Origin of the sequence: Denitromonas ohlonensis (assembly GCF_007625205.1) — a bacterium.
Classification (GTDB): Bacteria; Pseudomonadota; Gammaproteobacteria; order Burkholderiales; family Rhodocyclaceae; genus Nitrogeniibacter; species Nitrogeniibacter ohlonensis.
Genome location: NZ_VMNI01000015.1, coordinates 187,860 through 213,724, shown reverse-complemented (window position 1 = coordinate 213,724; position 25,865 = coordinate 187,860). Strand labels below are relative to the sequence as shown.

Annotated in this window: 26 protein-coding genes; 13 read left to right on the top strand and 13 right to left on the bottom strand. The window is 65.9% G+C overall.

Features of this window, described 5'->3' with window-relative positions; all coding sequences use genetic code 11:
• The first annotated feature begins 109 nt into the window (after window positions 1–109).
• The 5 genes from FHP89_RS15875 to proX all read left to right on the top strand — a co-directional run bounded on the left by FHP89_RS15875 (window position 110) and on the right by proX (window position 5,740).
• Window positions 110–1,399: an MFS transporter gene (locus FHP89_RS15875; RefSeq protein WP_222105419.1), complete on the top strand. Its 1,290-nt coding sequence runs from the start codon at window positions 110–112 to the stop codon at window positions 1,397–1,399.
• A 141-nt stretch (window positions 1,400–1,540) separates the two neighbouring features.
• Window positions 1,541–2,122, top strand: coding sequence for a 1-acyl-sn-glycerol-3-phosphate acyltransferase (locus FHP89_RS15870; RefSeq protein WP_260851636.1), 582 nt, complete (start codon window positions 1,541–1,543; stop codon window positions 2,120–2,122).
• 207 nt (window positions 2,123–2,329) lie between these two features.
• Entirely contained in the window at window positions 2,330–3,538 is a 1,209-nt protein-coding gene (proV, locus tag FHP89_RS15865; protein ID WP_144174680.1) for a glycine betaine/L-proline ABC transporter ATP-binding protein ProV, read from the top strand.
• Window positions 3,535–4,695 carry a glycine betaine/L-proline ABC transporter permease ProW gene (gene proW / locus FHP89_RS15860; protein WP_144174678.1) on the top strand — a complete coding sequence of 387 codons (1,161 nt, stop codon included), beginning with the start codon at window positions 3,535–3,537 and terminating at the stop codon, window positions 4,693–4,695. Before proV ends, proW begins: the two co-directional genes overlap by 4 nt.
• A gap of 31 nt (window positions 4,696–4,726) precedes the next feature.
• The gene (gene proX / locus FHP89_RS15855) at window positions 4,727–5,740 is read left to right on the top strand and encodes a glycine betaine/L-proline ABC transporter substrate-binding protein ProX (RefSeq protein ID WP_144174676.1); all 1,014 of its coding nucleotides are present in this window, start codon (window positions 4,727–4,729) and stop codon (window positions 5,738–5,740) included.
• 54 nt (window positions 5,741–5,794) lie between these two features.
• On the opposite strand, the gene FHP89_RS15850 is transcribed toward proX, so the two are convergent.
• From FHP89_RS15850 to FHP89_RS15815, 8 genes are all read right to left on the bottom strand, one after another.
• Window positions 5,795–8,533, bottom strand: coding sequence for a PAS domain-containing protein (locus FHP89_RS15850; RefSeq protein ID WP_144174674.1), 2,739 nt, complete (start codon window positions 8,531–8,533; stop codon window positions 5,795–5,797).
• A gap of 57 nt (window positions 8,534–8,590) precedes the next feature.
• Window positions 8,591–9,250: a DUF47 domain-containing protein gene (locus FHP89_RS15845; protein ID WP_144174671.1), complete on the bottom strand. Its 660-nt coding sequence runs from the start codon at window positions 9,248–9,250 to the stop codon at window positions 8,591–8,593.
• Window positions 9,247–10,296, bottom strand: a complete 1,050-nt coding sequence (locus FHP89_RS15840; RefSeq protein WP_144174669.1) for an inorganic phosphate transporter — start codon at window positions 10,294–10,296, stop codon at window positions 9,247–9,249. Before FHP89_RS15840 ends, FHP89_RS15845 begins: the two co-directional genes overlap by 4 nt.
• A gap of 302 nt (window positions 10,297–10,598) precedes the next feature.
• Complete coding sequence (locus FHP89_RS15835) at window positions 10,599–11,549, bottom strand: GlxA family transcriptional regulator (protein ID WP_144174667.1); 951 nt, start codon at window positions 11,547–11,549, stop codon at window positions 10,599–10,601.
• Window positions 11,546–12,448, bottom strand: coding sequence for an EamA family transporter (locus tag FHP89_RS15830; protein WP_222105418.1), 903 nt, complete (start codon window positions 12,446–12,448; stop codon window positions 11,546–11,548). Before FHP89_RS15830 ends, FHP89_RS15835 begins: the two co-directional genes overlap by 4 nt.
• A complete protein-coding gene (locus FHP89_RS15825; RefSeq protein WP_144174665.1) occupies window positions 12,445–13,062 on the bottom strand; it encodes a LysE family translocator in 618 nt (205 codons plus the stop codon). The genes FHP89_RS15830 and FHP89_RS15825 overlap by 4 nt, the downstream gene beginning before the upstream one ends.
• A complete protein-coding gene (locus FHP89_RS15820; protein ID WP_144174663.1) occupies window positions 13,059–13,676 on the bottom strand; it encodes a DJ-1/PfpI family protein in 618 nt (205 codons plus the stop codon). The genes FHP89_RS15825 and FHP89_RS15820 overlap by 4 nt, the downstream gene beginning before the upstream one ends.
• A 3-nt stretch (window positions 13,677–13,679) precedes the next feature.
• On the bottom strand, window positions 13,680–14,240 hold the full coding sequence (locus FHP89_RS15815; RefSeq protein WP_144174661.1) for an isochorismatase family protein: 561 nt from the start codon (window positions 14,238–14,240) through the stop codon (window positions 13,680–13,682).
• A 260-nt stretch (window positions 14,241–14,500) separates the two neighbouring features.
• Here FHP89_RS15815 and FHP89_RS15810 point away from each other — a divergent pair, with 260 nt between their 5' ends.
• The 3 genes from FHP89_RS15810 (at window position 14,501) to FHP89_RS15800 (ending at window position 18,262) form a co-directional block, all read left to right on the top strand.
• Window positions 14,501–15,724, top strand: coding sequence for a GGDEF domain-containing protein (locus FHP89_RS15810; protein WP_144174659.1), 1,224 nt, complete (start codon window positions 14,501–14,503; stop codon window positions 15,722–15,724).
• Between the two features lie 115 nt (window positions 15,725–15,839).
• Window positions 15,840–17,186, top strand: coding sequence for a 4-aminobutyrate--2-oxoglutarate transaminase (gene gabT, locus FHP89_RS15805; RefSeq protein ID WP_144174657.1), 1,347 nt, complete (start codon window positions 15,840–15,842; stop codon window positions 17,184–17,186).
• Window positions 17,183–18,262 (top strand): C45 family autoproteolytic acyltransferase/hydolase, encoded by a 1,080-nt coding sequence (locus FHP89_RS15800; RefSeq protein ID WP_144174655.1) that lies wholly within the window; start codon window positions 17,183–17,185, stop codon window positions 18,260–18,262. Before gabT ends, FHP89_RS15800 begins: the two co-directional genes overlap by 4 nt.
• Window positions 18,263–18,399: 137 nt before the next feature.
• Here the strand turns inward: FHP89_RS15800 and FHP89_RS15795 are convergent, their stop codons facing one another.
• Together FHP89_RS15795 and FHP89_RS15790 are read right to left on the bottom strand one after the other, a co-directional pair.
• Window positions 18,400–19,140, bottom strand: coding sequence for a YoaK family protein (locus FHP89_RS15795; protein ID WP_144174653.1), 741 nt, complete (start codon window positions 19,138–19,140; stop codon window positions 18,400–18,402).
• Between the two features lie 126 nt (window positions 19,141–19,266).
• A complete protein-coding gene (locus FHP89_RS15790; protein WP_144174650.1) occupies window positions 19,267–19,683 on the bottom strand; it encodes a hypothetical protein in 417 nt (138 codons plus the stop codon).
• Between the two features lie 35 nt (window positions 19,684–19,718).
• On the opposite strand from FHP89_RS15790, the gene FHP89_RS15785 reads away from it, so the two are divergent.
• Both FHP89_RS15785 and FHP89_RS15780 read left to right on the top strand, forming a co-directional pair.
• On the top strand, window positions 19,719–20,354 hold the full coding sequence (locus tag FHP89_RS15785; RefSeq protein ID WP_222105417.1) for an ArsI/CadI family heavy metal resistance metalloenzyme: 636 nt from the start codon (window positions 19,719–19,721) through the stop codon (window positions 20,352–20,354).
• Window positions 20,355–20,365: 11 nt separating this feature from the next.
• Window positions 20,366–20,935 carry a sigma-70 family RNA polymerase sigma factor gene (locus FHP89_RS15780; RefSeq protein ID WP_186300213.1) on the top strand — a complete coding sequence of 190 codons (570 nt, stop codon included), beginning with the start codon at window positions 20,366–20,368 and terminating at the stop codon, window positions 20,933–20,935.
• Window positions 20,936–21,073: 138 nt separating this feature from the next.
• Here FHP89_RS15780 and FHP89_RS15775 read toward each other — a convergent pair whose 3' ends face one another.
• Both FHP89_RS15775 and FHP89_RS15770 read right to left on the bottom strand, forming a co-directional pair.
• Complete coding sequence (locus FHP89_RS15775) at window positions 21,074–22,369, bottom strand: N-acyl amino acid synthase FeeM domain-containing protein (protein WP_144174646.1); 1,296 nt, start codon at window positions 22,367–22,369, stop codon at window positions 21,074–21,076.
• A gap of 122 nt (window positions 22,370–22,491) precedes the next feature.
• The gene (locus FHP89_RS15770; RefSeq protein WP_222105416.1) at window positions 22,492–22,830 is read right to left on the bottom strand and encodes a winged helix-turn-helix transcriptional regulator; all 339 of its coding nucleotides are present in this window, start codon (window positions 22,828–22,830) and stop codon (window positions 22,492–22,494) included.
• A 129-nt stretch (window positions 22,831–22,959) separates the two neighbouring features.
• Here FHP89_RS15770 and FHP89_RS15765 point away from each other — a divergent pair, with 129 nt between their 5' ends.
• The 3 genes from FHP89_RS15765 (at window position 22,960) to FHP89_RS15755 (ending at window position 24,812) form a co-directional block, all read left to right on the top strand.
• Window positions 22,960–23,718: an SDR family NAD(P)-dependent oxidoreductase gene (locus tag FHP89_RS15765; protein ID WP_144174642.1), complete on the top strand. Its 759-nt coding sequence runs from the start codon at window positions 22,960–22,962 to the stop codon at window positions 23,716–23,718.
• A gap of 50 nt (window positions 23,719–23,768) precedes the next feature.
• Window positions 23,769–24,431 (top strand): cupin domain-containing protein, encoded by a 663-nt coding sequence (locus FHP89_RS15760; RefSeq protein WP_144174640.1) that lies wholly within the window; start codon window positions 23,769–23,771, stop codon window positions 24,429–24,431.
• Window positions 24,432–24,503: 72 nt separating this feature from the next.
• A complete protein-coding gene (locus tag FHP89_RS15755; protein ID WP_144174638.1) occupies window positions 24,504–24,812 on the top strand; it encodes a YciI family protein in 309 nt (102 codons plus the stop codon).
• A 27-nt stretch (window positions 24,813–24,839) separates the two neighbouring features.
• Here FHP89_RS15755 and FHP89_RS15750 read toward each other — a convergent pair whose 3' ends face one another.
• Window positions 24,840–25,742 (bottom strand): DMT family transporter, encoded by a 903-nt coding sequence (locus FHP89_RS15750; protein ID WP_144174636.1) that lies wholly within the window; start codon window positions 25,740–25,742, stop codon window positions 24,840–24,842.
• Window positions 25,743–25,865: the final 123 nt, after the last annotated feature.

The following is a 25,865-nucleotide window of genomic DNA, read 5'->3' as shown; positions in this document are numbered from 1 at the left end:
CGACTGCTGTTGTTGAGAATGCCGGCCCGGCGATCGCGGGGCCGGCATTGTGTTTTGGCAGACTCGCTATCCGTGAGACCCTGTCGATGACTTACACGAGATGTCATTCATGATCAGCACCATCCTCCCCGTGTCCAGTCTGTTGCTGGGCATGGCCATACTGTTGGCGGGTTCCGGTTTGATTGGCACCCTGCTCGGCCTGCGCGCTAGCGTGGAAGGCTTTACCGGCTTGTCGCTGGGTTTGATCATGTCGGGCTTCTTTGCCGGCTACATCGTTGGCGCCTTTGCGTGTCCGCCCTTGATCCGGCGCATTGGCCACATCCGCGCTTTTACCGCCATGGCCGCGCTGGCGGCGGTGGTCTCCTTGCTGTACGGCATGGTCGTCAATCCGTGGTTCTGGTGGGTGTTGCGGGTGATCCACGGGGTGACCATGGTCGCCATCTACATGATCATCGAAAGCTGGCTCAACGAGCAGATGCACGACAAGCGCGGCAAGATCTTCGCCGTCTACATGATGGTCAGCTTCGTGGCGCTCGGCCTGGGCCAGTTCATGATCGCCATTTATGGCGCCGAGCACATGGGCTCGTTTGCGCTGGTGGCCATTTTCTATTGCCTCGGTCTGGTGCCGATTGCGCTGACGCCGGTCGATCAACCCACCCCGATTCAGACACCGAGCCTGCCGCTGGCCCGCCTTTACAAGGTATCGCCGGTCGGCTTTGCCGGTGGTCTCGTGTCCGGCCTGGTGTCCGGCGCGTTCTGGGGCTTGTCGGCGGCCTTCGCAGCGGCGCAGGGCCTGGATGATTTCAATGTGGCGGTGTTCACGGCGGCGGCCATTTTCGGCGGCGCGTTCATGCAATGGCCGGTGGGTCACGCGTCGGAGCATCGCGACCGGCGGGTCGTGTTGGTCAGCGTGTGTGTGCTGGCGGCCGTTTGCGCCGTGGCGATGTTCGCGGTTGCTGAGCTGTCCGTCATGGCGCTGGTCATCGCCACCGCTCTCTACGGGGGCTTCGCCTTCACCATCTACAGCCTGGCCGTGGCGCAGACCCACGACCGTTTCCACTCGTCCGAGGCGCTCGAAGCCACCAAGGCCTTGCTGGTGTTGCACGGCACGGGCGCGGTGATCGGGCCGGTGCTGGCCGGCGGCATCATCACCGCGGCCGGTGCGCGCGCCTTTCCGCTGGTGCTCGTCGGCATGCTGGTCGGGCTGGCGCTGTTCACCGCCTGGCGTATCCGCCGCGACGCGCCGGTGCCCGACGCCGAGCTGACCGAGTTCCTGGCGGTGCATCGCACCTCGGTGATGGCCATGGAGATGGACCCCCGCACGCCGGACACCAGCACGCACGCCGACGACGACGAGCCCGCGGTGGCCCCGACCGAGGAAGTCCGCCAGGGGGCCTGACACGCGGTGCGCGCTTTCGCTGGCGCCAGAATGAACATGGCATGCTGCCGGCCGTTTAGCCATTTGACATTGCGCACTGCACGCTGAGTTTGGCGGGCTTTTCAGCCACAATGCGCGACCTCCATCGATTTGGGCGCGCCCGTGGCCGAACCTCTTCCCTTCCCTGTTGCCCCCAAAGCGTGGGCCGCGTTCTTGTTCAAGCGGCTGGGCTGGCGCGTGGAGATGGGCACGCCGCCCGGGCCCAAGATGATCCTGCTCGCCTACCCGCACACCTCCAACTGGGACTTCCCCGCGGGTTTGATGGCCCGTTTTACCTGTGGCTGGCCGATACGCTGGGTGGGCAAGCACACCATTTTCCGCGCACCCTTCGGCCGGCTGTTTCGCTGGCTGGGCGGGATTCCCATCAACCGCTCCCGACCCGGCGGCTTCATTGACGATGTGGTGGCGCAGATCCACGCCGACGCGCACGCCATTGTGTGCATCGCGCCGGAAGGCACGCGCGCCTATGTCGAGGGCTGGAAGAGCGGTTTCCACCGGATCGCGCGTCAGGCAAACGTGCCCATCGCGCTGGGCTACATCGACTGGGGCCGGCGCTGCGTCGGGATTGCGGCCTACGTGCAGCCGACCGACGACATCGAAGCCGACCTCGAAGCCATTCGGGCGGGCTATGCCGGCATCAAGGCCCTCTACCCCGAGAAGGCCGGCCGGATCGCGATCCGTTAGGGCGGGCGTCTGGTCGAAAAGTTTTGCACAAAACTATCGTGTGTTAGACTTTACGGCTACTCATTACAATCAATGACTTCGCGTCGGGCGACATCGTCGCCATTCTGAGGACATCACGACTCCGTCATCGTCGGGCAGTTTCGCTTCTGTCGGCATCTTGGCTTTTTGGATGACCTCAATCCGACACGGAGATTGTCGCAAGGACGCATGTCGGAAAAACTCGTCGTCAAAAATCTCTACAAAGTCTTTGGAGACCGGCCCAAGGAAGCGATGAAACTCGTCGCCGAGGGCAAGGACAAAGCCACCATCTTTGCCCGCACCGGGCAGACCCTCGGCGTCATCGACGCCAGCTTCAGTGTCAATGAAGGCGAAATTTTCGTCATCATGGGCCTCTCCGGCTCCGGCAAATCGACGCTGGTTCGCCTGCTCAATCGCCTGATCGAACCGACCTCGGGTCAGGTGCTGATCAACGGTCGTGACATCGCCAAGATGAACGACATCGAGCTGCGCGATCTGCGCCGCTCGGAGGTCAGCATGGTGTTCCAGTCCTTCGCATTGATGCCGCATCTGTCGGTGATCGACAACACCGCCTTCGGGCTGGAACTCGCCGGCATGGCCGAAGCCGAGCGCCATGCCCGCGCCATGGTCGCGCTGGAGCAGGTCGGCCTGGCCGAGCGCGCGCACAGCTATCCGGATGAGCTCTCCGGCGGCATGCAGCAGCGTGTCGGTCTGGCTCGCGCGCTGGCCAATGACCCGCAGGTGCTGCTCATGGACGAAGCCTTCTCGGCGCTCGACCCCTTGATCCGCACCGAAATGCAGGACGAGCTGGTCAAGCTGCAGGCGGCGGACAAGCGCACCATCATCTTCATTTCACACGACCTGGACGAAGCCATCCGAATCGGCGATCGCATCGCCATCATGGAAGGCGGCGTGGTGGTGCAGGTGGGCACGGCCGAAGAGATTCTGCGCAACCCGGCCAACGATTACGTGAAGTCCTTCTTCAAGGGTGTGGACGCCACCAGCATCCTGTCGGCGGCCGATCTGGCGCGCAAGACCCAGGTCAACATCATCGATCACCAGGGCATGGGCGTGCGCAGTGCCATCGAGCGCTTGCGCTCGCATGACCGCGAGTATGGCTACGTGGTGAGCCCCGACCAGAAGCTGATGGGCGTGGTCTCGCTCGACAGCTTGCAGAAGGCGGCCAAGGCCAGCCCGGATGCCAAGCTGCGCGAAGCCTTCCTGCCTGAGCCGCACGTACTCACCCCGGACACCCCGATCAGCGAGCTCTACGAGCCGCTCACCCAGCATCCCTACGGCTTGCCGGTGGTGGATGAGAAGGGGCGCTACCGCGGCGCGATCACCCGCAACACCATGCTCGAATTCCTGCATGCACAGAACACGGAGGACGCGGCATGAGCGATCAGACTGCAAGCAATCCCTGGGCCGCCGCGGCACCCAGTACGCCGCCAGCCGCCGAGGCCAATCCATGGGCGACGCCCGCTGCGGCGGCGCCCGAGCCTGCCGCCGTCGAATCGACGGCCGCCGCCCCTGCCAACCCCTGGGGCGGCGCCGCACCGAGCCCGGCCGAAGCACCTGCCGCCGCCAATGGCGACTGGCTGGGCGCGCCGCCCGAGGCCGCGCCCGAGCCGCCCTTTGACTGGGTGCACCCCTTTAACGATTCGGTGATCCCGCTCGACACCTGGGTCGATCAGGGCCTGAACTGGGTGGTGGATAACTTCCGCCCCTTCTTCCAGGCCGTGCGCCTGCCCATCGACGCCACGCTCACCGGCATCGAGCAGGCGCTGCTCGCCGTGCCGGCCTTCGCCATGATTTTGCTGTTCGGTCTCATCGCCTGGCAGGTGAGTGGTCGCCGCCTGGCCATTGGCTCGGTGATCTCGCTGATCGTGATCGGCCTGATCGGCGCCTGGGACGAAGCCATGGTGACCCTGTCGCTGGTGCTCACCTCGGTGTTCTTCTGCATGGTCATTGGTCTGCCAACGGGCATCATCATGGCGCGCAACGACAAGCTCGAAGGGCTCGCCCGACCGGTGCTCGACGCCATGCAGACCACGCCGGCCTTTGTGTATCTCGTGCCGGTGGTGATGCTCTTCGGCATCGGCAACGTCCCCGGCGTGGTGGTCACCATCGTGTTCGCCCTGCCGCCGCTGATCCGCCTCACCAACCTGGGCATCCGTCAGGTGCGGCCCGACCTGATCGAAGCCTCCCGCGCCTTTGGCGCCTCGCCCTGGCAACTGCTCACCCGCGTGCAACTGCCGCTGGCCATGCCGACCATCATGGCCGGCATCAACCAGACGCTGATGCTCGGTCTGTCGATGGTGGTCATCGCCTCGATGATCGCCGTCGGCGGCCTGGGTCAGATGGTACTTCGCGGTATCGGCCGGCTCGACATGGGGCTGGCCACGATTGGTGGTCTGGGCATCGTGATCCTCGCGATCATGCTCGACCGCATCACACAGGCCATGGCCGGCGGCAAGACCTCGCCGGGTCGCTGGTACGACACCGGACCGATCGGTGCAGTCCGCCGGCTGCTCGGCAAGTCCGCCGCCGCCTGATTTTTCAAACCTTTCACAGGAGACGCACACCATGCGACTTTCCCGACTGACTCATCTTGCGCGCGGCACCGCCATTGCGCTCGCCGCCACCTTTTCGCTCGGCGCCTTTGCCGCCGACATGCCCGGCAAGGGCGTCAAGGTCCTGCCGATCAAGAGCTCCATCGCCGAAGAGACCTTCCAGACCGAACTGGTCATGCAAGGCCTCAAGGACCTCGGCTTTGAGGTCGGTGGCATCAAGGAAATCGAATACGCCGCCGGTCACATCGCGCTGGGCAACGGCGACGCCACCTTCATGGCCGACCACTGGGACCCGCTGCACATCGATTTCTACGAGCGCGCCGGTGGCGACAAGAAGCTGTTCCGCGAGGGCGTGTACTCGCCTGGCGCGCTGCAAGGCTATCTGATCGACAAGGCCACCGCTGACAAGTACGGCATCAAGTCGATTGACCAGCTCAAGGACCCGAAGATCGCCAAGCTCTTCGACACCGACGGCGACGGCAAGGCCGATCTGGCCGGCTGCAATCCGGGCTGGGGCTGCGAGAAGGTCATCGAGCATCATCTCGATGCCTATGGCCTGCGCGACAACGTGACCCACAAGCAGGGCGCCTATTCGGCGATCATCGCCGACACCATCGCGCGTCAGAATCAGGGCCAGGCGGTGTTCTACTACACCTGGACGCCTTACTGGGTGAGCGGTGTGCTCGTGCCGGGCAAGGATGTGGTGTGGCTGCAAGTGCCGTTTTCGGCCTTGCCGGGTGAGCGCAAGGATGTGAACACCGCGCTGCCCGATGGCTCGAACTACGGCTTCCAGGCCAACAACCAGCGCATCATCGCCAACCGTGCTTTTACCGACGCCAACCCGTCGGCGGCCAAGTTGTTTGAGGTGATGAAGCTGTCGGCCAACGACATCTCGGCGCAGAACCTGCGGATGCGCGATGGCGAGAACAAGCCGGCGGATATTGCCCGGCATGTGGCGGGCTGGATCAAGGCCAATCGCGCCACCTACGACGGCTGGCTCGATGCGGCCCGTGCCGCTGCCAAGTAATCGGCGCTGACGCAACGCAAAAACGGCCACCGGTGACGGTGGCCGTTTTTGCGTTCAGGCGGGGGGCGTTGCCGGTCGGCGTGCCGGGTCCAGCCAGCGACGCAGCACCGCGTAGAGCTGTTCGGGTTCGAAGGGCTTGGACAGGTAATCGTTCATGCCCGCCTCGGTGCAGCGCTGCCGGTCTTCGGCGAAGGCGTTGGCCGTCATGGCCAGGATCGGCACCTCGCGTCCTTCGGGTAGCGCGCGGATGGCACGGGTGGCCGCCAGGCCGTCCATCACCGGCATCTGCATGTCCATCAGGATCAGGTCGTAGGGCTGCCGGGTAAACAGCGCGAGCGCTTGCTGACCATCTTCGGCCACGTCTGCGCTCAGACCGACGTCAGCCAGCAACTCCGTTGCCACATACTGATTGACCTCGTTGTCTTCGACCAGCAGCAAGCGGCGCTGGCCAAAGTCGCGCGCCAGCACGCTGGCGTCGGTGTGCAGGTCGGAGGCTTTCGGCAGGGGCGCGGGCTCGGTCTCGACGAGGCCGAAATGCGCAGTGAACCAGAAGGTGCTGCCTTTTTCGGGCGTGCTGCTCACGCCGACGCTGCCGCCCATCAGTTCTGCCAGGCGGCGGCTGATGGCCAGCCCCAGGCCGGTGCCGCCGTAGCGCCGGGTGGTGCTCGGGTCACCCTGTTCGAAGGCGTTGAACAGCCGCGGCTGGATGTCCGCATCAATGCCGATACCGGTGTCGATGACCTCGAAGCGAAGGGTCACGCCGTCGCCAGCCTTCTCCAGCGGGCGAATGCGCAGATGGATGCCGCCGCGCTGGGTGAACTTGACCGCGTTGCCCAAAAAATTGAACAGGATCTGACCGACGCGGGTGGCGTCACCTGTCACGCGGGCGGGGACCCGCGGGTCAACAACAACGCTGAGCGTCAGCCCCTTGGCCTCGGCGCCGTCTTGCACCAGAGCGATCGTGTCGTCAGCCACCCGGGCGATCTCGAAGCCGGCGATGTCGAGCGGCATGCGGTCGGCTTCGATCTTCGCGATGTCGAGCAGATCGTTGATGATGGCCAGCAAGTGTTTGCCGGCACTGACCACGCTGTCCAGCCGTCGGGCGTCATCCGGCCGGGGCTGGTTGCGCAGCATCAGCTGGGTCAGCCCGATGATGGCATTGAGCGGGGTGCGGATCTCGTGGCTCATGTTGGCCAGGAAGGTGCTCTTGGCCCGGCTCGCGGTTTCCAGTGCGGCCGTGCGCTCGGCCACCAGGTCTTCCAGATGGTGGCGGTGCCGCGCCAGCTCTTCGGCGGCCTCGCGCTTTTCGGTGATGTCGCGGGCAAAGCCGACGGTGCCGATGATGCGGCCGTCGACCGTGATGGGTGATTTGTACACTTCGAGCCAGCGTGGTTCGCTGCTGGTTTCATCGAGCGCTTCGAGATGCCGGCTGGAACCGCTGGCGAGCACGGCGCGGTCGTCTTCGCGGTAGCGCTCGGCGACTTCTTGCGGCCAGACATCAAAGTCGGTCTTGCCAGTGACCGCTTCAAAGGACTCGGCGGCACAGGCTTTGACAAAAGGCGCGTTGACCGCCAGATAGCGACTGTCGGCGTCCTTCAGCCACACCATGAAGGGGAAGTTGTCGAGCAAGGCGCGCTGATACCGGTCGCGTCGTTGAAGCTGTTCGGCCGCGTGTTCAGCGTCGGTGATGTCGTTGACATAGGCCACGACATGCGCGCGCCCCTCAATCTCGATGACGCCGGCGGAGAGGCTGCAGCGCATCGTTCGGCCGTCACGGGCGGACAGGCTGGTGCGGTAATTGACGCAGCCGCCATGCTTGACCATTTCATCACGCCACGCGCAGCGTGTTGCCGAGTCTGGCCACAAACCGAGCTCCAGTGAGGTGTGGTCACGCGCCTCGTCGGCACCATAACCAAATACCTTGCGGAAAGCATCGTTAACCTCGCGGTAGCGCCCGGTTTCGAGTTCCGAAATACTGATCGCCAGCGGACTGGATTGGAAGGCGATCGAGAACATCTGTCGCGCCTTGTCGAGGCGCTGGCGCGCCTCGTGCTCGGTGGTGATATCGCGGGCCACGCCGAGCACCCCCACCAGGCGACCCTGCGCATACATTGGTGTCTTGACCGTCTTGAGGAGCGCCCGCCGCTGGTCGACGGCGAAGGTCACCCACTCCTCGTTGCTGCACGGCTCGCCGGCATGCATCGCGGCGAGGTCTTTCGATCGAAAAAAATCGGCCAGCTCACGATCGACGAAGTCGTAATCGGTCTTGCCGATGATGTCGGCTTCCGGCGCGCCAAAAAAATCGGAAAACCGCCGGTTGCAGCTGAGGTAGGCGCCCTCCGGGTCTTTCAGCCAGATCAGGTCGGGGATGGTATTGACCAGCGCGCGCAGATGGGCGCGTTCCTCTTGAAGCGCCGCTTCAGTGTCTTGCCATTCGGTAATGTCCATGACGACGCCGCTCGCCTGCAGCGCCCAGCCGTCCTCGCGCCGCTTGACCACCCGGCCGCGATACCTCACCCAGCACCAGCTCGCGTCGCCGCGCCGGACCCGGACCTTGAGCTCCATGGGGCGACCCTGGCGCCAGGCCGCGATGGTGGTTTCCTGTGCGGGTGTGCGATCTTCCGGGTGGAGCGTGAGCAGCCAGCGCTCGGCGTCCGGTGGCAGGGACTCCGCCGGTACACCGAGCATGGTGGCGATAAAGGGACTCCAGGTGAAACGATCCGCAATGCAGTCGTAAGACCAGATGCCGACACCGGCTTCGTCGAGAATTTTTTGCTGGTCTTTCAGGGGCATGGGCGAAATCTCTCGGGCGCCAAAACCGCGCCAGTTACGAAGATCTAACGGGCTGAATCAGGTGATCTTTACAACAATATCGTGGAGGGTATTGGCGCAGGCGGCCATGCGGTCGGCGGCGTTGGACAGGTGACGGTAAATCTCGCGGCGTTTGAACATGTTCAGATAATCGTCGCCGACGAACAGCTCGGCCAGCGCCTTGCGGTAGAGCTTTTCGACCCGGCGCTCGGCTTTGCGTCCTGCGGCGGCGTCGGTTTCGGCGGCCAACGGGGTGGTGGCCAGCTTGGCATAGCCATTGATCAGCGCCTGGGCGCCGCCGTCGAGCTGGATGGCCATGTGGTGCATGGCCTCGTCGGGGTCTACGCCCAGCACCGACATCTCGTTGACCGTGGTCTTGCAGTAGTTGACCACATCGTCGAGCGTCATGATGGCGCGGTAGATGTCCTCGCGGTCGCAGGGCGTCGAGAAGGCTTCGTTGAGTGTGTGCAGATTGCGGATCTTGATGGTGTCGGCGGTGTGTTCGTCGCGCTTGATCTCCTTGGCCAGCGCGGCGTCGCCACTCTTCATGAAGCGCACCAGCAGATGCGTGGTGTGCTGCACATGAATGGCCTGCTCATGCAGCAGACCGTAAAAGTCCGGCGCCTTGGGCACCATCCGGTCGATGATCCGGTGGAACAGGGCGGATGGCGAGAAGCGGCCAGGGGTGTCGGGGGTCATACGCTAGGCCCGGAGAGAAAAGGAAGAAGTGCCAGCAAGGCGAGCGCGCCCGCGGCGGCCGAGGCGGGCAAGGTGAGCAGCCAGGTGTGGCCGATCTCGCGCGCCTTGCCCCAGCGTACTGCCTTGGGACGCTCGGCGGCGCCGATGCCCATGATCGAGCTGGCCACCACGTGGCTGGTCGACACCGGCGCGCCGACCAGCGCGGCGGTGAAGATCACGCCGGCCGAGGTCAGTTGCGAATCGAGCGCATGCAGCGGCCGCACCTTGTAGACCGAAAAGCCGAGCGTACGGACGATGCGCCAGCCGCCGGAGAGAATGCCCAGGGTGAGCGCGGTGGCACAGGCCAGCATGGCCCAGAACGGAACGGAAAACTCGGGCAGATAGCCGCCGAGCACCAGCAGCAGCGTGATGATGCCCATGCTCTTCTGGGCGTCGTTGGCGCCGTGCGAAAAGGCCAGCGCCGCGGTGGTGACGAACTGCATGCGCCGCAGCCGGGTGTTGATGCGCGGGTGGGCGGCGCGCAGCAAGAGCATCGCCAGCCGGTGAATGGCAAAGCCGGCCAGCAGGCCGATCAGCGGCGAGAGAATGAGCGCGGCGAGCACCTTGAGCACGCCGGTCAGGTGGCCGCCCTCGCGCCAGGCATCCATGCCCCACACCACGTGCTCGGCCCCGGCGGCCAGCACGGTGGCGCCGATCAGCCCGCCGACCAGGGCGTGGGATGACGACGAAGGCAGGCCGCGCCACCAGGTCAGCAGGTTCCAGGCAATCGCGCCGATCAGCCCGGCCAGCACCACCACGATGGCGTGGCTGGCGGCCAGCGCGCTGAGGTCAACAAAGCTGCCGATGGTGTTGGCCACGGCGGTGCCGCCGAGCAGCGGGCCGAGAAATTCGAACACCCCCACCACCACCACCGCCTGGCCCGGCGTCATGGCGCGGGAGGCGATGACGGTGGCCACCACATTGGCCGCATCGTGGAAACCGTTGGTGTAGTCGAACACCAGCACGATCACCACGGCGATGAGGGTCAGCACAAAAATGCCGTCCACGCGGCAGGTCCTTTTTCAGGTCTTTGCCTGAATGCTAACCCCCGGGGGATCTTTCATCCTAGAAACCGTCGTTGGACGCGCCCGAGGGTGCGCCTGGCGCGCTGTCTGGCAAGGCGCGACGACGCACAGCCGGCACGGTGCAAGGAGGCGCAACGCAGCAAGGCGGGCCGCCAGACGCACAATCGGACGCCACCCACCGGGTGATCGGCCTCGAAACCGAAAAGCTTCGCATGTTCAATACCTTGCGCATGGGCACAAGCGGTCAGCTGCGGTTTCTAGGTTCATGCAGCGCACTTCGGGATTCAGTGGGTTGCGCGATGCGTGCGCGGCGAGTCATCCACGTGCATCGCCCAGACGCGGCGGAAGTCGCGTGCCGAGGCAAAGCCGCATTGCTCGGCCACCCGCTCCATCGACAGGCTCGGGTCGGCCAGTAGCTGGCGGGCGCGGGCGATGCGCAGCTGCTGCTGGTAGGCCACCACGCCAATGCCGGCGTGGCGGGTGAACAGGCGGGTGAGGTGGCGCGGGCCGACATGCGCCAGCTCGGCCAGCTCTTCGAGCGTCCAGCGTCGCGCCGGGTCGCGGGTGATGGCGTCCTGCACTTTGTGGACCACCGGGTGCAGATGATTGCGATGCGCCAGCCACGGCGACAGCTGCGGATCGTTTGGCCCGCGCCGCGCGTACATCACCAGGCGCCGCGCCACACGGGCGGCCAGTTCGGCGTCGAAGTGCTGTTCGATGAGGTAGAGCGCCAGATCGATGCCGGTGGTGATGCCCGCGCTGGTCACCACCTGGCCGTCGTCGACAAACACCCGGTTTTCCATCACCCGCGCGGTCGGCGCGCTCTGGCGAAGCAGGTCGAGCAGCGCGTGGTGGGTGGTGCAGGGGCGTGCGTCCAGCCAGCCGGCGCGGGCCAGCAGCAGCGCGCCAGAGCAAATGCTGGCGACGCGGATGTCGCGCCCGCGCTGGGCGGCCAGCCAGTCGATGACGGCCAGCGCCTCGGGGCGGGCGTAGTCGAGTGCTTCTTGCGCGTTGCCGGCGAAGATCAGCAGCGCGCCGTCGGGCAGCGTGTCGGGTAGCGGCGCCAGGCCGGAGAGCGTGACGCCCATCGAGGTGCTCAGCTCGGGCACCGGGGCGCAGGTGGTCACCGTCAGGTCGGCGCCAATGTCGGCGGCCATGCGCAGGGTTTCGGCTGGCCCGGCATAGTCGAGCAGCAACACATTGGGCGTGACGATGAAATAGACCGCCAGCGTCATGTCGCTCCCCGCAGGCGTGTCATCAGACGCGTGCCAAACAGATTCACGCCCAGGCCCAGCATCAGCAGCCCGCCCCCGATCCAGTGCACCGCCTGCAGCGCCTCGCCATACACCAGCCAGCCGGCGCTCAGGCCGACCAGCGGCACCAGCAGCGGAAAGGCGGCCACCTGGTTGGCCGGGTAGCGCGACATCAGCCGCGCCCACAGGCCATAGCCGAGCAGCGTCGCGCCCCAGCCCAGGTACATCACCGCGCCGGCCGAGCGCAGGCTGAAGTGCGATAGCGCACTGACGATGGCGGTCGGCCCTTCGATCAGCAGCGACATGGCCAGGAAGGGCAGCGGTGGCACCAGGCTGGCCCACACCACGAAGGCCAGCAGGTTGATCGGGCCGTTGCGGTTGAGGGTGCGGCTGACCACGTTGCCGGCCGCCCAACTGCAGGCGGCGGCCACGGTGAGCATGAAGCCGGCCAGCGGCATGCTCACGCCGTGCGCCGTGCCGATCAGCCCCAGTCCGCCGGCGGCCAGCACCAGCCCGGCGAGCTGGCTGGGCCGCCAGCTCTCCTTGAGCCAGATGGCCGCAAACAGCATGGTGAAGAAGGCTTGCGACTGCAGCACCAGCGAGGCCAGCCCCGAGGGCATGCCGACATGGATGGCGGTAAACAAAAAGGCAAACTGGCCAAAGGCGATGGTCATGCCATAGGCCAGATAGGTGCGTAGCGGCAACTTGGGCGCACGGAAGAAGAACACCGCCGGCAGCGCCGCGGCCAGAAAGCGCAGCGCGCCGAGCAGTAGCGGCGGCACCTCGGCCACGCCGGCCTTGATGACCACGAAGTTCACTCCCCACACCAGCACGACCAGCAGGGCGAGGGCGATGTCGACCGGCTTCATCGTCACGTTCACGACTTGGCGGCCAGGAAGGCGCCGGCGCCGACCATGATCGAGCCGGCGCTGCGGTTCAGGCCGCGCATGGCGCGCGCCGAGCGGAAGTAGCGCCGTGCGCGCGATGCCATCGTGGCGATCAGCATCAGGCCGAGCATCAGCGCGGCGAGCGTGAGCACTGCGGCCAGCGCGATGTCCTGCACGCTGAGCACGGTCAGGTCCATGAAGGTGGGCAGGAAGGCGATGTAGAACAGGATCACCTTGGGGTTCGAGGCCGAGATCAGAAAGCCTTGCACAAAGCTGCCAAGCGGGCTCATGCGCTTGACCACCTGTGCCGTGAAGCCGTCGTCGACCGGTGTGCGCCACATGCCGACACCCAGATAGATCAGGTAGGCGGCGCCGGTAAAACGGATGACGGTGAACAGCTCGCCCCAGTTCTTGGCAATGGCGGCCAGGCCGAGGCAGGCGAAGATGAGATAGAGGATGTCGCTGATCGTCATGCCCAGCGCCAGGGCGATGCAGTCGCGCGCGCCGCTGACCAGCGCGCGGGCGAGCAGGGCGAAGATGCCCGGGCCCGGCGTGATGGCGAAGATGAAGATGGCGACAAAGAAGGTGAGGGCGCTTTCAAAGCTCATGGCGATGACTCTAGAGGGCTGTCCTGCCAGTGATAGTCCATTTGCCGCGCCGTCGCCATGGCCAGTTTGTCGCCGGCCAACCGGGCCACCAGATGCAGGCTCATGTCGATGCCGGCCGAAATGCCCGCCGAGGTGAGGATGTCGCCATCGTCGATCCAGCGGCCGGTGTCCACCACTGTCAGCGCCGGAAAGGCGTCGGCCAGCGCGGCCACGTCTTCCCAGTGGGTGGTGACCGTACGTCCGTCGAGCAGACCGGCGCCGGCCAGCAGGAAGGCGCCGGTGCACACCGAGGCCAGCAGTTCGACCTGCGTCGCCTGAGTTCGCAGCCATTCGATGAGATCAGCCCGGCCGCGCTCGGCGCGCTCGTCGCCGCCGGGGACGATGAGCACATCCAGCGGCGGGTGTTCGGCCAAAGTGTGCGTCGGCAGCACGCTCAGCCCGGCGCGGGCGGTGATCGGCCCGCGTTGGCGTGCGATCGTCACCACCCGGAACGGCGGTTCGGTGTCCGGCTGTTGGCGGCCGGCGACACGACTCGCCGTGGTGAACACCTCAAAGGGGCCGGCGAGGTCGAGAACCTCGACGTCGTCATAGACATAGATGCCGACGGTGCGCATGGCTCAGTCCAGCGCCGCGAGGGCGTCGGCGGCGGTGGCGATGCGCGCAAAGCGCCCAGCCAGCACCAGCTCGGTGTGCGCCTTGATCTCGTCGGGCGAATAGGTGCGACCGCTGCCGGCGTGGGTCATCGGGAAGGTCAGCGTGGCCTCGGTCACATAGTCCACCGAGTAGCCGATGTCGGCGCCGTAGCGGGTGGTGGTTTCGCAGCACTGCTCGGTGCGGATGCCGGCGATGATCAGGTGGTTGATGTCGCGACGGCGCAGCCACAGATCGAGCCCGGTGTCGGAGAAGGCGTTGTGGGTGTGTTTGTGAAATGTTGCGTCGGGCGCGCCGGGCAGCCAGTCGAGGGCGCGGACATGGCCCGAGGCCTCGGTAAACGGTCCGGCCGCGCCGACGTGGAAAATGTGGACCACCGGCACGGCGCGGGCGCGGCAGCCGGCATCGAGGGCGAGCACGGCCTCGCGAAAGGCCGGCAGATCGACATCCGACCAGAAGGGCATCTGGCGGAAGGATTCCTGGATATCAATCAGGATCAGGGCGCTGCGTTGGGCGGGGTGAGCCATGTGCGTGTCTCCGGTGGGTGAGTGTGCTGACATTGTCGGTCAGCGCCAGGGTCAAGATAAATAGCGGATCCGGACCACCTTGGGACGAAAGTGGACATCCTGTACCGGTGCGCCCTGCGGCACAACCACCCGGCGGTCCCCCGGCGCGGATGTCGTGACACAGGGCGCAGGTCTTGCAACATTGGCTGCAAAGTCGTTCAACCCGGCGCGAATACGGCCGTTGAAGGCGTACTACCTTCGTCTTAAGCATTGTCACGCCTATGCCATCGCTGGACATCCGAACCCTCATCTTGCTGCTCGGCCTGGGCAATCTCTTGCTCTTCCTGACGCTGGTGAGCTTTCGCTTCGTGCGGGACGATCGCAACGCCGGCGTCTCGCATCTGTGGATGGTGTCGAAGCTGTTGCAATCGGCCGCCTGGGCCTTGCTGTGGGCGCGCGGCAGCATTTCCGGCTTCTGGTCGATTGAGGTCGGCAACACCTTGCTCCTGGCCGGCTTCGGGCTGGAGACGCTGGCCGCCTGGCAGTTTTCCCGCGGGCGCCTGCCGCGCTGGCTGATCGCCGTGGTGGTGGTGGTGGTGGCGGTGCGCTATCCGCTCAATCTGCTCGGTGGCGCCGATCCGGCGCATCGGGTGGTCGTGGCCTCACTGCTCTCGGCGGGCTTGTTCGCGATGACCGGCTGGGCGCTGGTGTGGCTGCGCCCCGAGCGCACACGGCTGCAGTACTTTATCGGCGGCAGCACCTTGCTGCTGGCCGCGGTGGTGGCAACGCGCGGCGTGCTCGCCGGTTGGCCGGGCAATGGCTTCGCGCTGCTCGACGCCAATGTCATCCAGGTGGCGACCTTCCTGTCGCTGTTTCTGCTCATGCTGACCAACGGCTTTGGGGTGGTCCTGCTCGATACCGAACGGGTCGGGCACCGGCTCAAGACGCTGGCCACGCGCGACAGCCTGACCGGCGTCAGCAATCGCCGCGATTTTCTGGAGCGACTTCGGGTGATGGTCGCCTCGGCCAGTCGCAACGGCTATCCGTTCACGCTGATGGCGCTCGATCTGGATCACTTCAAGCAGGTCAATGACCGTTTCGGCCACCCGGGTGGCGATATCGCCTTGTGTCGATTTGCGCAGCTGTGTGAAGACACGGTGCGCGAGTCCGACGTGGTCGGCCGGGTGGGGGGTGAGGAGTTCATGGTGGCCATGAACGGCGCTGGTGCCGAGGAGGCGTTGGCGGTGGCAGAGCGGCTGCGGGCCTTGGTGGCCAGCACGCCGGTCACGCTGGCGTCGCGCGGGGAGCTTGACCTCTCGGTGAGCGTGGGCCTGGCGACCTTGATCGCCGGTGACAGCGTGGCCTCGCTGATGACCCGCGCCGATGCCGCGCTCTATCGCGCCAAGCGAAACGGTCGCAACCGGGTCGACGTGGATGGCCAGGCGCCGGCACCGACCGGGGCATCGTGGCTGGAGCAGGCGTCGAGGTTTCCGGACACCGTGTAGACCGGCGGATGCGGCATTCTGCGCTTGACGCCGCCCCCGCCCCTGCGCTTACTCTGAGCGACGTACGACGGCGGTCGGGCGTGCCGCCCCGCCGGGGTGAAACCGAGAGAGATCCATGTCATCGATTGTGCTGAAAACTGAAATTCCGGGTCCTGAGAGTCGCGCCCTGGTGGCGCGTCGCGATGCGGCCGTCTCGCGCGGCGCCGCCCGGCTGACCGGTATCGCCGTGGCCAGCGGGGAAGGCGCGACCGTCACCGATGTGGACGGCAACACCTACATCGACTTCGCCGGCGGTATCGGCACGCTGGCGGTGGGCCACAGCCCGGCCGAGGTGGTGGAGGCGATCCGAACACAGGCCGAGCAGCTCATCCACATGTGTTCGATTGTCGCCACCTACGCGCCCTACGTGGACGTGTGTGAGCGTCTGAACACCTTGGTGCCCGGCGACTTTGCCAAAAAAACCACGCTGCTCAACAGCGGCGCCGAAGCGGTCGAGGCGGCGGTGAAAATCGCCCGCGCCTACACCGGCCGGCAAGCCCTGATCGTGTTCGAGGGCGCCTATCATGGCCGCAGCAACATGACCATGGGCATGACCAGTAAGTACGCGCTGTTCAAGCAGGGCTTTGGCCCCTTCCCGGCCGAGATCTATCGCCTGCCTTTCCCCAATCTGTATCGCCGCCCCGCCGGCATGAGTGAAGACGTCTACATCGACCTGTGCATCGAACAGTTCGACCATGCGCTGATCGCTCAGGTCGCGCCGCCAGCAGTGGCCGCCGTGGTGGTGGAGACGGTGCAGGGCGAGGGCGGCTTCCTGCCGCTGCCGCCGCGCTTTGCCGCGCATTTGCGCGCGCGTTGCACCGAACACGGCATGCTCTATGTGGCCGACGAAGTGCAGGCCGGCATGGGCCGCACCGGCAAGCTGTTTGCGGTCGAACACTACGACCTCGTGCCCGACCTGCTGGTGTGCGGCAAATCGCTCGCCGCCGGCATGCCGCTGGCCGCGGTCACCGGCCGCGCCGAGATCATGGACGCGCCCCACCCCGGTGGCCTGGGCGGCACCTACAGCGGCAATCCGGTGGCCTGCGCCGCGGCGATGGTCGCGCTCGACACACTCACCTCCGACGCCTTCCAGACGCGCGCGGTGCAGGTCGGTCAGCGCCTGCGCGCGCACCTGGAGGGCCTGCAATCGACCTTCCCCGACATCATCGGCGAGGTGCGCGGCCTCGGCCCCATGCTGGCCATGGAGCTGGTCAAGAGCACCACCCACCGCACGCCTGACCCCGAACTGACCAACGCCATCAATGCCGAAAACCTCAAGCGCGGCCTGATTACCCTGCGCGCCGGGCTGCATGCCAACTGCCTGCGCTTCCTGCCGGCGCTCAACATCACGGATGAACAGATCGACGAAGGCATGGCCGTGCTCGCCGAAGGCATCGTCGCGGCCAAAGCGAGTTTGGCATGAGCGTGCCACGCGTGATCCCGCTCGCCGGTTCGCCGCGCCAGATGGGCCTCGCCCACGGCCAGGCCTTTCGCGATGACATCCGCCGCTACTCCGCCGAACGTGTCGCGCTGGCGGGCAGTGAAATCTGGACCGGTCACGCCATGGATCGCGCCGCCGTGCTGGCGCTGGCCGAAGCCTGCGTCGAGGCGCATGTCGCCTACGCGCCGGAGCTGGCCATGGAGTTGTCCGGCATCGCCGAAGCCACCGGGCTCAGCGTGGCCGAGCTGATCATCACCAACGGCTTCACCGATTTCATCGACCTCGTCTATGCCCGCGGCGGCAGTCACGGCGTCACCGAGAAGGTCGAGGACGACTGCACCGCCTTCATCATCCCCGACCGGCTCAGCGTCGACGGTAAGGGCTTCTTTGGCCAGACCTGGGACATGCATGCCGGCTCCAAGCCCTATGTTGTGCTGCTGCACGGCCGCCCCGATCACGCCCCTGCCTTCATGGCCTTCAGCCTCACCGGCTGCATTGGCATGATCGGCATGAACGATGCCGGCATCGCCATCGGCATCACCAACCTGCTTGGCGCCGAGGGGCAGATCGGCGTCAGCTGGCCGTTTGTGGTGCGCAAGGCGCTCCAGCAAACCGATCTCGACGCCGCGCTGGCCTGCATCACCGAGGCCACGCTCATGGGCGCCCACAACTTCCAGCTCTTCGACAAACACGGTAACGGCGTCAACGTTGAAGCCATGCCGGGCCACTGCCATGTCACCCGCAGTGGCGCCGACGCGCTGGTGCACAGCAATCACTGCCTGATGCCCGACACCCTGCGCCGCTGCCGCCCGCGTGCACCCGCATCGCAAGCCTCCAGCGAAGCCCGCCTCGCCCGCGGCCAGTCCCTGCTCAGCGCCGGCGGCCTCACGCCGCAGGCGCTCATGGCCCTCACCCGCGACCCCACCATCTGCGTGCGCGCCACCCCGCCGCTCGACATGGAAACCTGTGGCGCCGTCATCATGCAGCCCGCCACCGGCCGCTTCTGGGCCGTGCAAGGCCTGCCAACCGAAAACGACTACGCGGCGCTGACGGTCTGAGCGACTGCGCCCCGACGATATTGGGAACGGCGGATAAGCGCAGCGCATCCGCCGCGCCTTGTTCCAGCACCGATGGCGGAAGGCGCTTCGACTTTTTGGCCGACGCGCTGTGTCGGGCCCCGACCCGTGCGGGGCTGTCAGGCGCGGCGTAGATCGTCGAGTACCGGGATGGCGGACAAAAAGATCAGAATGCCGGCCAGCGGCACGGTGGCCAGATAGCCGATGTGCTTGAAGCCGAACGCGCCAAGGATGCCGCCGACCAGGAAGAACAGGCAGAGCATGGCCAGGGTTGCCAGCCGGGCCCGATCGGCAACGACAGCGTGTTCGTCGTGTTCGCTGGCGCGGTTCCAGTACACGAGCTTGCCCAGTTCGATGCCCAGGTCGGTGATGACCCCGGTGAGGTGTGTGGTGCGGATCACCGACCCCGACAGCTTGGTGATCACCGCGTTCTGCAAACCCATGGTGAAGCACAGCAGCATCACCGTCATCGGCACGAACAGCCCCTTGAGCGTCGACAGGCTCGCGCCGAGCAAGCCAAAGAGCAGAAACAGGGCGGCTTCGAGCAGCAGCGGCAAGGCGTAGCGGCTGCGCAAGGCATGTCGCCGGGCGAAGTTGATCATCAGGGTGGACACCATCGCGCCGGCCAGGAAGGACAGCAAGGCGCCGAGGGCGCCGAGCGCGAGACCAAATTCACCGAGCACGATATCGTCGGCCATCGATGACACGATGCCCGTCATGTGCGAGGTATAGCGCTGAACGGCCAGAAACGCCCCCGCATTGGCCGCGCCGGCCACAAAGGCCAGTGCAAGGCCCAGGTGCTTGTCGGTACGGCTGGATCGACTGTGGCTGGTCAGGCTGCGTGCGTAATGAATGGGCATGTGGGTTGGACGGGGGGATGGCGTTTTGTCGGGGTGGTCAGCGGGCCAGGCGTGTGGGCCGGGGGTGCCAGGATGGCGTCGTCCCGAGCGCCCGGACGTCGAGCCGGATTTTCGCACGCCAGCGATCTAGGTGCGCCGCTCCGCTCGCCACGCCGACAGCGTCCACAAAAAACTCGCCCCATCCGACACCGCAAAGAACAGCGCCAGCGGCCCCGGCACGATCCCGAACCCCCACAGCGCCGCCATGATGAAGGGCACCAGTGGCCGGTCGAGCAGCGACGCAAACACAAAACCCCGCGCGTCCAGTCGCCCGCTCACCACATACAACATCCCCAGGCCACCCACCAGCAGCCCCACCAGGCGAAAGTAATTCGCCGCCTGATCGCTCAGCGCTGGCAACTGCAACACGCCCGCCACCCAATGCGGCGCGAACAGGATCAGCGGCGCTTCCAGCAGCAGAATCCAGCCGAAGACCTCGACAGTGCGGGCCGAGCGGGATTGCGCTGTGGGGTGGCACAGGCGGTCGAACAGGGTTGAGGACATGGGTTTGGCCAGGGTTGGGGGAGCTTGCCTTCATCATGGTTGTTGAAGCGCGATCTTGCCAGCCGGATGGCCGGAGAAAGTCTTTGCGACCATTTCCTGTTTTTCGCGTCTATACCGGTGTATCGACCCTTCGATGCATGTCGGAACACACTCTGGAGTCGAAAATGAAACGTTTCCATGTCCATATCGCGGTCGACAACCTCGCCGCGAACATTGATTTCTACAGCAAGCTGTTTGGCCAGCGCCCGAGCAAACACAAGGCCGATTACGCCAAATGGATGCTTGACGATCCGCGCATCAACTTCGCCATCTCGTCGCGAGGTGCGGCGAGCGGCGTGGATCACTTTGGCATGCAGGCCGAGCACCCCGAGGAGCTGAGCGCGCTTGAGGCGCACGCCCGTGACGCGTCGGCGGATGCCCTGTTTGATCAGGGCGAGGCAGCCTGCTGCTACGCCAGGAGTGAAAAGCACTGGGTCGTCGACCCCCAGGGTATTGCCTGGGAACACTTTCTGAGCATGGCCGATACCGAGACCTTCGGCGGCGGCAGGCTTGCCAAGACGGGGGACTGCTGCGCGCCGCGGAGTGTGTCCGCGGCCGCCGATGCGCCGACCGAGGCCGGATGCTGCGCGTCTGAGGCCACGACCGCGGCCGGCGGGTCTTGCTGCGGCTGAGCATGGCGCGGATGAAGCCGGCAAACGGCGCGCTCGAAGACGCCTTTGTGGTCTTGCAGCAAAGCCTGCGCAGCTATTTGCGCAGGCGGCTGCCCGACGCCGCGCAGGTTGACGACGTGTTGCAGGACGTGTTCGTCAAGGCCATCGTCTCGCAGCAGGCCGGGCGGTCAATCGAGAACCTGAGCGGGTGGCTCTACGCAGCGGCACGTACCGGGGTGGCCGATTATTTTCGTCACCGGGGGGTGGCGACCGACGCGCTGGACGAGGATCTGGCGATCAGCGCCGACGCGGACGGGCTGCAACTGCACACCGATCTGTCGTCCTGCCTGCGTGCGTTCATCGACCAGCTGCCGCCACACTACCGGGAGACCTTGCTCGCCACGGAACTGGAAGGCCGGCCGCTGCGCGCGCTGGCCCAGGAGCAGGGCGTATCGGTGTCGGCGATCAAGAGCCGGGCTGCGCGCGGACGCCACATGCTCAAGGCGCGGCTTCTTGCGTGCTGTCATGTGGAGATGAAAGACGGCCTGGTGAGTGACTATCATCGTCGGTCCTCCGATGATTGCGACGAGGGGTGTGCCTGACCGAATTCGCACCGCGTGGACGGTCGAAGAGCCCCCAACATGCAGAGTCACCAACGCTTGGGCTTCGCTGCGCACACCGCATGGCATGTCACCCGCGCGTCGCCGTGCCAGGGTGCCGGCGCGTGGCTCGTTGCTGGGTTACACGAAGCGGGTCGCTTCTTCCAGATCGCCATGCGTGCTCGCCTTGCCCAGCGCGCCGACAAACTTGCGCCAGGCCAGATCGTCATGGTCGATGCGGATCAGGGCGATGTGGCGGTCTTGCGAGCCGAGGCGCAGGACGGTGACGCGCATCACGCTCCAGTCGGCGGCGCCCAGCTCGAGGATGACCGTGCCGGTGCTGCCGGCCGGCAGCCGGCTGGTGCTGTGGACGCGAAAACCGGTGGCGGAGCATTCGAACACGGTGAGTTCGAAGTTGCGACGGATGCCGAGCTGGCGGGTGGAGAATTCCCCGGGGCAGCGGACCGAGAAGCGGCGGTGGGTTCGGCGGCGCATCTCCGAGCGCGGGGCATCGTCGGGCACCGGCGGCAGCACGCTCTTGTATTCGGGCAGATCGTAGATCGAGTGCAGCAGCATGAGCTCGCGCAGGCGCAAGGTGGCGAAGGCCTGGGTGCGTTCGTTGAAAAAGTGGTCGATCAGCGCCGGCGTCATGACCGGGTCGGTGGTGGTGTAGAAGCGCTTGGTGGGCCACTGGGTATTGGGCAGGCTGGCGCTGGTGAAGTAGTGGTGCAGGTTTTTTTCGGGTGGCAGGCCGTGGTAGCGCCGCCGGAAGACGGTGGGCGCCGAGCCCAGGTCGAGATGGGCGCCGACGGCGGGCGCGCCGTTGACGAAATCGTAGTGGGCGACGGGGCTCTGCTTGAGGCGGCGGAAGCACAGGATGGCCTCGTAAAACCCGATATGACGCGGATTGACGGCGATGACCAGGTGGCGCGCGTCGAACTGCCGGGTGGCGTATTCATACATGAACTTGAGCAGCGGCAGCAGAATGCGCCCGCTGGCCGAGCGGAAGCGGCGGTCGATGGCGAGCGCTGACACTTCGGCGATATTGCCGCCGGCTTCGCGGATGGCGGCGATGTCGAAAATGCGCTGCATGGGAAAGCCCATGGCGCTTTCGCGCACCAGCGACACAGTGGCCACGACCCGGTCGCCCGAGCGGCACAGCAGCGTCGAGGTGGTGGGCAGGGCGTGATAGACCGTGGCGCGCAGGCCGGAGGCGTCGGGCTTCATGAAGCCGGCCTCGACATAGGCTTCGTGGAGCAGATGGAAACAGGCTTCGAGTTCTTCGCGGGTTTCGGCCAGCTTGAAGACGATCTTGGCCGGCAGCTGTGTTTCGCAGCGAATCGCCCGGCTGTAGGCCGCAAAGCGCCAACTGGCCGGGAGCCAGTGGACCAGCGGGCCGAGAGCCGAACGGGCGAAGCGTTTGAAGAATTTTTTCATCGAAGGCGCGGTCTCGCTGCGCGGCGCGGGTGCTCAGTGGGTTGCCACAGCAGGTGGGTATCGTACCAGCCCGCGTGGCTCGCGCTGGCGAAAGAATCCTCACTCGCGGCGAGCAATTCGGGCTAGCGGGGGTCGGCCTCGGCAGACGAGGCATTGATCTCGTCCTGCAAGGCTTCGAGCGCATCGAGCACCTGGATGAATTTCTCGCCCATGGGGGTTACCGCGTACTCGACGCGCGGCGGCACTTCGTTGAAGGCCTTGCGTTCGAGGATGCCGAATTCGAGGTTGCGGCGCAGGCAGTCATTGAGCACTTTGGTGGTGAGGCCGTCGACACTGCGCACCATTTCGCCGGGGCGCTTGGTGCCGTTCTTGAGGAGCTGGTAGACCGTGAGCGACCATTTGCAGCCGAAGATGGCTTCGACCATGTGGGCACTACGGGCCGGGGCGACACGGCGGGGCATTTTTTTATCGTTTGAATTCATCAAGATAGACCAATAAGTACCTACCAGACCAATTTGTGCTTACTTTTCAACAGGATAAGTGCGCCCCTAAGCTGTGTCCACCTCGATAAATGACTTCAGGAGCACAGCATGAACACCTCAACGCAGACCACTGCACTCATCATCGGCGGCGCCAGCGGCATGGGGCTGGCCAGCGCGCAGCGGCTCGCCGACGACGGGCATCGCGTGATGATTGTCGGGCGCTCGGCCGACAAACTGGCCAGGGCAAAGGCCACGCTGGCGGCGGCGGATACGTTCCAGGCCGACCTGACCGTGCCGGCGGATGTCGACCGGCTCGTCGCGCATATCGATGCCCTGCCCCGGCCGATCGGCGCGCTGGTGAATGCCGCCGGCACCTTCAATCCCAAGCCTTTTCTCGCCCATGAGGCGGCGGACTACGATGGCTACATGGCGCTCAATCGCGCGACCTTTTTCATCACCCAGGCAGTGGCCCGCAACATGCAGCGCCATGGCGGCGGTGCGATGGTGAACATCGGTTCGATGTGGGCGCGGCAGGCGGTCAAGGCCACGCCCTCGTCGGCGTATTCGATGGCCAAGGCGGGGCTGCATGCGATGACCCAGCATCTGGCGATGGAGCTGGCCGAGCATGGCATCCGGGTCAACGCGGTGTCACCCGCCGTGGTGAAGACGCCGATCTACGAAGGCTTTATCGCCCCGGCCGAAGTCGACGCGGCGTTGGCCGGTTTCAATGGGTTTCACCCCATCGGCCGCATCGGCCAGCCGCAGGATGTGGCCAGCGTGATCGCGTTTCTGTTGAGCGACGCGGCGTCCTGGGTGACCGGCGCGGTGTGGGATGTGGACGGCGGCGTGATGGCCGGGCGGAACTGACGCCGACCGCACGGCTTCTATACTGCAGAGCTCAACGGGGAAACAACGAAATGCTCAATATGGACTTCACCCGACAGGTGACGATCGACACCGCCGCCGTGCCCTGGCAGCCCAGCCCCATGCCTGGTGTGTGGCGCAAACCGCTGGCGCGCGAAGACGCCGAGCGCGGCCACGCCACCAGCGTGGTGCGCTACGACGCCGGCGCGCGTTTCAGCCGGCATGAACATCCCGGCGGCGAAGAGATTCTGGTGCTCGACGGCGTGTTCTCCGACGAGCATGGCGACTTCGGCCCCGGCACCTACTTTCGCAACCCGCCGGGCAGCGGCCATGCGCCCTTCAGCGCGGCGGGCTGCACCTTGCTGGTCAAGCTGCATCAGTTTGCGCCGGGCGACACCGCCAGCGTCTGCATCGACACCACGACCACCGCCTGGCTGCCCGGTCAGGGCGGCTTGCAGGTGATGCCGCTGCACGCATTCGAGGGCGAGCATGTGGCGCTGGTGAAATGGCCGGCGGGCGAGCGTTTCGTGCCGCATCGGCATTGGGGTGGCGAAGAGATCTTCGTGCTCAGCGGCGTGTTTCTCGACGAGCACGGCCGCTACCCGGCCGGCACCTGGCTGCGCAGCCCGCACCTGAGCGCGCATCATCCCTTCGTTGAAGTGGAGACGGTGATCTGGGTGAAGACCGGGCATCTGCCGGTGGCTGTCGCGACGTAAGCCACCCGAAAATCCAGCTAAAGTCTGGGGGCTCCGCGATGTGCGTGCCCCTCAACGCTTTCTGGAACTGCCATGCTGTATCTGATTTTGCTGTCCTACCAAGGCCCGCTGAGCGCGGTCGACGCCCACTTGGTCGCGCATCGCGCCTATCTGGCGCGCCACTACGCCGCCAGCCATTTTCTGCTCTCGGGGCCACGCGAGCCGCGCACCGGTGGCGTGATCATGGCGCGTGCCGACAGCCGTGAAACCGTCGAGGCCTGGGTGGCCGAAGACCCGTTTCACGTGGCCGGCGTGGCCGCCTACGAGATCATTGCCTGGGCGCCCAGTCAGCGTGCCGAGGGCATACCGGCCGAGTTCGCGCCGCAAGCGGCCGTCGCCTGACCCGACGTCCGGGGCGTGCGGCAGCGCCTAGTGACTGGCCGGGATGGGCGGCCGCCGATTGGCCAGAAAGATGCCCACGCCGACCAGGCTCATTGCGGCCATGATCGCCGGCGTCAGCGGCTCGTCGAGAAACACCACGCCCGCGAGCACGCCCATGACCGGCGTCAGAAACGAGAAGGCCGACAGCCGGGTGGCCGGGTAGTGGCGGATCAGCCAGAACCAGGCCGCGTAGCTGATGGCGGCGACCACCACGATCTGGAAGCCAAGGCTGGCGAGCAGGGTGGGCGTGATTGCGCCCACGCGCGTTTCGCCCAGCGCCAGGGCGACGGCCGACAACACGGCGGCCGACACTGCCAGCTGATAGATCAGGGTTTTCTCCGGCGCGGCACTGGCGAGGCGTGAAAACTTGATCGTCAGCGTGGTTCCCGCCCACAACACCGCCGCGCCGAGCATCATCATGTCGCCAATCCAGGTGGTCCCGGCCGGCTTGAGCAAGCCCTCGCCAAACAAGGCCAGCACGCCGGCAAAGGCCAGCGCGAGGCCGGCCCATTGCATCGGCCGCATGTGTTCGCCGGGCAGGCGCCAGACCACCGCCAGCGAGACGATGAAGGGCGCGGTGTACAGAAAGATCACACCGCGCGAGGCCGAGGTGTAGAGCAGCGCCCAGTACAGCAGCGCAAACTCCCCCGCGAACAGCACCCCCGCGAGCAGGCCGGGGCGCAGCGTGCCGTCGTTCAGGCGCAGGTCGATGCCGCGATGCCGTGCCCACAGCCACACCAGGCCCACGGCGCCAATCGAGCGGATGGCCGATTGCAGCACCGGCGCCATGTCCGGTGTGGCCAGCTTGATCGCCACCTGCTGCAGCCCCCAGATGGTGCACAGGAGGACCATCAGCGCGGCGGCGCGGGGGTCGAGGTGGGTATGGGTCATGAGTTTGGCACTGTGATGGTGTTGCGATTCAATCGAAGCCGGCCGGGGTGCGCAAGTTGACCTTGGGGCAATGCGCGCCGGTAAAAGTGTCGAAGCGCTTTACAGTGCCCTCTGTTCTGTGGC

What these genes read in the sequence shown, in the direction of transcription:
- FHP89_RS15875 (WP_222105419.1), top strand. Translation starts at nt 110, where the DNA reads ATGATCAGCACCATCCTCCCCGTGTCCAGTCTGTTGCTGGGCATGGCC.
- proV (WP_144174680.1), top strand. Translation starts at nt 2,330, where the DNA reads ATGTCGGAAAAACTCGTCGTCAAAAATCTCTACAAAGTCTTTGGAGAC.
- proW (WP_144174678.1), top strand. Translation starts at nt 3,535, where the DNA reads ATGAGCGATCAGACTGCAAGCAATCCCTGGGCCGCCGCGGCACCCAGT.
- proX (WP_144174676.1), top strand. Translation starts at nt 4,727, where the DNA reads ATGCGACTTTCCCGACTGACTCATCTTGCGCGCGGCACCGCCATTGCG.
- FHP89_RS15850 (WP_144174674.1), bottom strand. Translation starts at nt 8,533, where the DNA reads ATGCCCCTGAAAGACCAGCAAAAAATTCTCGACGAAGCCGGTGTCGGC.
- FHP89_RS15845 (WP_144174671.1), bottom strand. Translation starts at nt 9,250, where the DNA reads ATGACCCCCGACACCCCTGGCCGCTTCTCGCCATCCGCCCTGTTCCAC.
- FHP89_RS15835 (WP_144174667.1), bottom strand. Translation starts at nt 11,549, where the DNA reads ATGACGCTGGCGGTCTATTTCATCGTCACGCCCAATGTGTTGCTGCTC.
- FHP89_RS15825 (WP_144174665.1), bottom strand. Translation starts at nt 13,062, where the DNA reads ATGAGCTTTGAAAGCGCCCTCACCTTCTTTGTCGCCATCTTCATCTTC.
- FHP89_RS15820 (WP_144174663.1), bottom strand. Translation starts at nt 13,676, where the DNA reads ATGCGCACCGTCGGCATCTATGTCTATGACGACGTCGAGGTTCTCGAC.
- FHP89_RS15815 (WP_144174661.1), bottom strand. Translation starts at nt 14,240, where the DNA reads ATGGCTCACCCCGCCCAACGCAGCGCCCTGATCCTGATTGATATCCAG.
- FHP89_RS15810 (WP_144174659.1), top strand. Translation starts at nt 14,501, where the DNA reads ATGCCATCGCTGGACATCCGAACCCTCATCTTGCTGCTCGGCCTGGGC.
- gabT (WP_144174657.1), top strand. Translation starts at nt 15,840, where the DNA reads ATGTCATCGATTGTGCTGAAAACTGAAATTCCGGGTCCTGAGAGTCGC.
- FHP89_RS15800 (WP_144174655.1), top strand. Translation starts at nt 17,183, where the DNA reads ATGAGCGTGCCACGCGTGATCCCGCTCGCCGGTTCGCCGCGCCAGATG.
- FHP89_RS15795 (WP_144174653.1), bottom strand. Translation starts at nt 19,140, where the DNA reads ATGCCCATTCATTACGCACGCAGCCTGACCAGCCACAGTCGATCCAGC.
- FHP89_RS15790 (WP_144174650.1), bottom strand. Translation starts at nt 19,683, where the DNA reads ATGTCCTCAACCCTGTTCGACCGCCTGTGCCACCCCACAGCGCAATCC.
- FHP89_RS15785 (WP_222105417.1), top strand. Translation starts at nt 19,719, where the DNA reads ATGGTTGTTGAAGCGCGATCTTGCCAGCCGGATGGCCGGAGAAAGTCT.
- FHP89_RS15780 (WP_186300213.1), top strand. Translation starts at nt 20,366, where the DNA reads ATGAAGCCGGCAAACGGCGCGCTCGAAGACGCCTTTGTGGTCTTGCAG.
- FHP89_RS15775 (WP_144174646.1), bottom strand. Translation starts at nt 22,369, where the DNA reads ATGAAAAAATTCTTCAAACGCTTCGCCCGTTCGGCTCTCGGCCCGCTG.
- FHP89_RS15770 (WP_222105416.1), bottom strand. Translation starts at nt 22,830, where the DNA reads ATGCCCCGCCGTGTCGCCCCGGCCCGTAGTGCCCACATGGTCGAAGCC.
- FHP89_RS15765 (WP_144174642.1), top strand. Translation starts at nt 22,960, where the DNA reads ATGAACACCTCAACGCAGACCACTGCACTCATCATCGGCGGCGCCAGC.
- FHP89_RS15760 (WP_144174640.1), top strand. Translation starts at nt 23,769, where the DNA reads ATGCTCAATATGGACTTCACCCGACAGGTGACGATCGACACCGCCGCC.
- FHP89_RS15755 (WP_144174638.1), top strand. Translation starts at nt 24,504, where the DNA reads ATGCTGTATCTGATTTTGCTGTCCTACCAAGGCCCGCTGAGCGCGGTC.
- FHP89_RS15750 (WP_144174636.1), bottom strand. Translation starts at nt 25,742, where the DNA reads ATGACCCATACCCACCTCGACCCCCGCGCCGCCGCGCTGATGGTCCTC.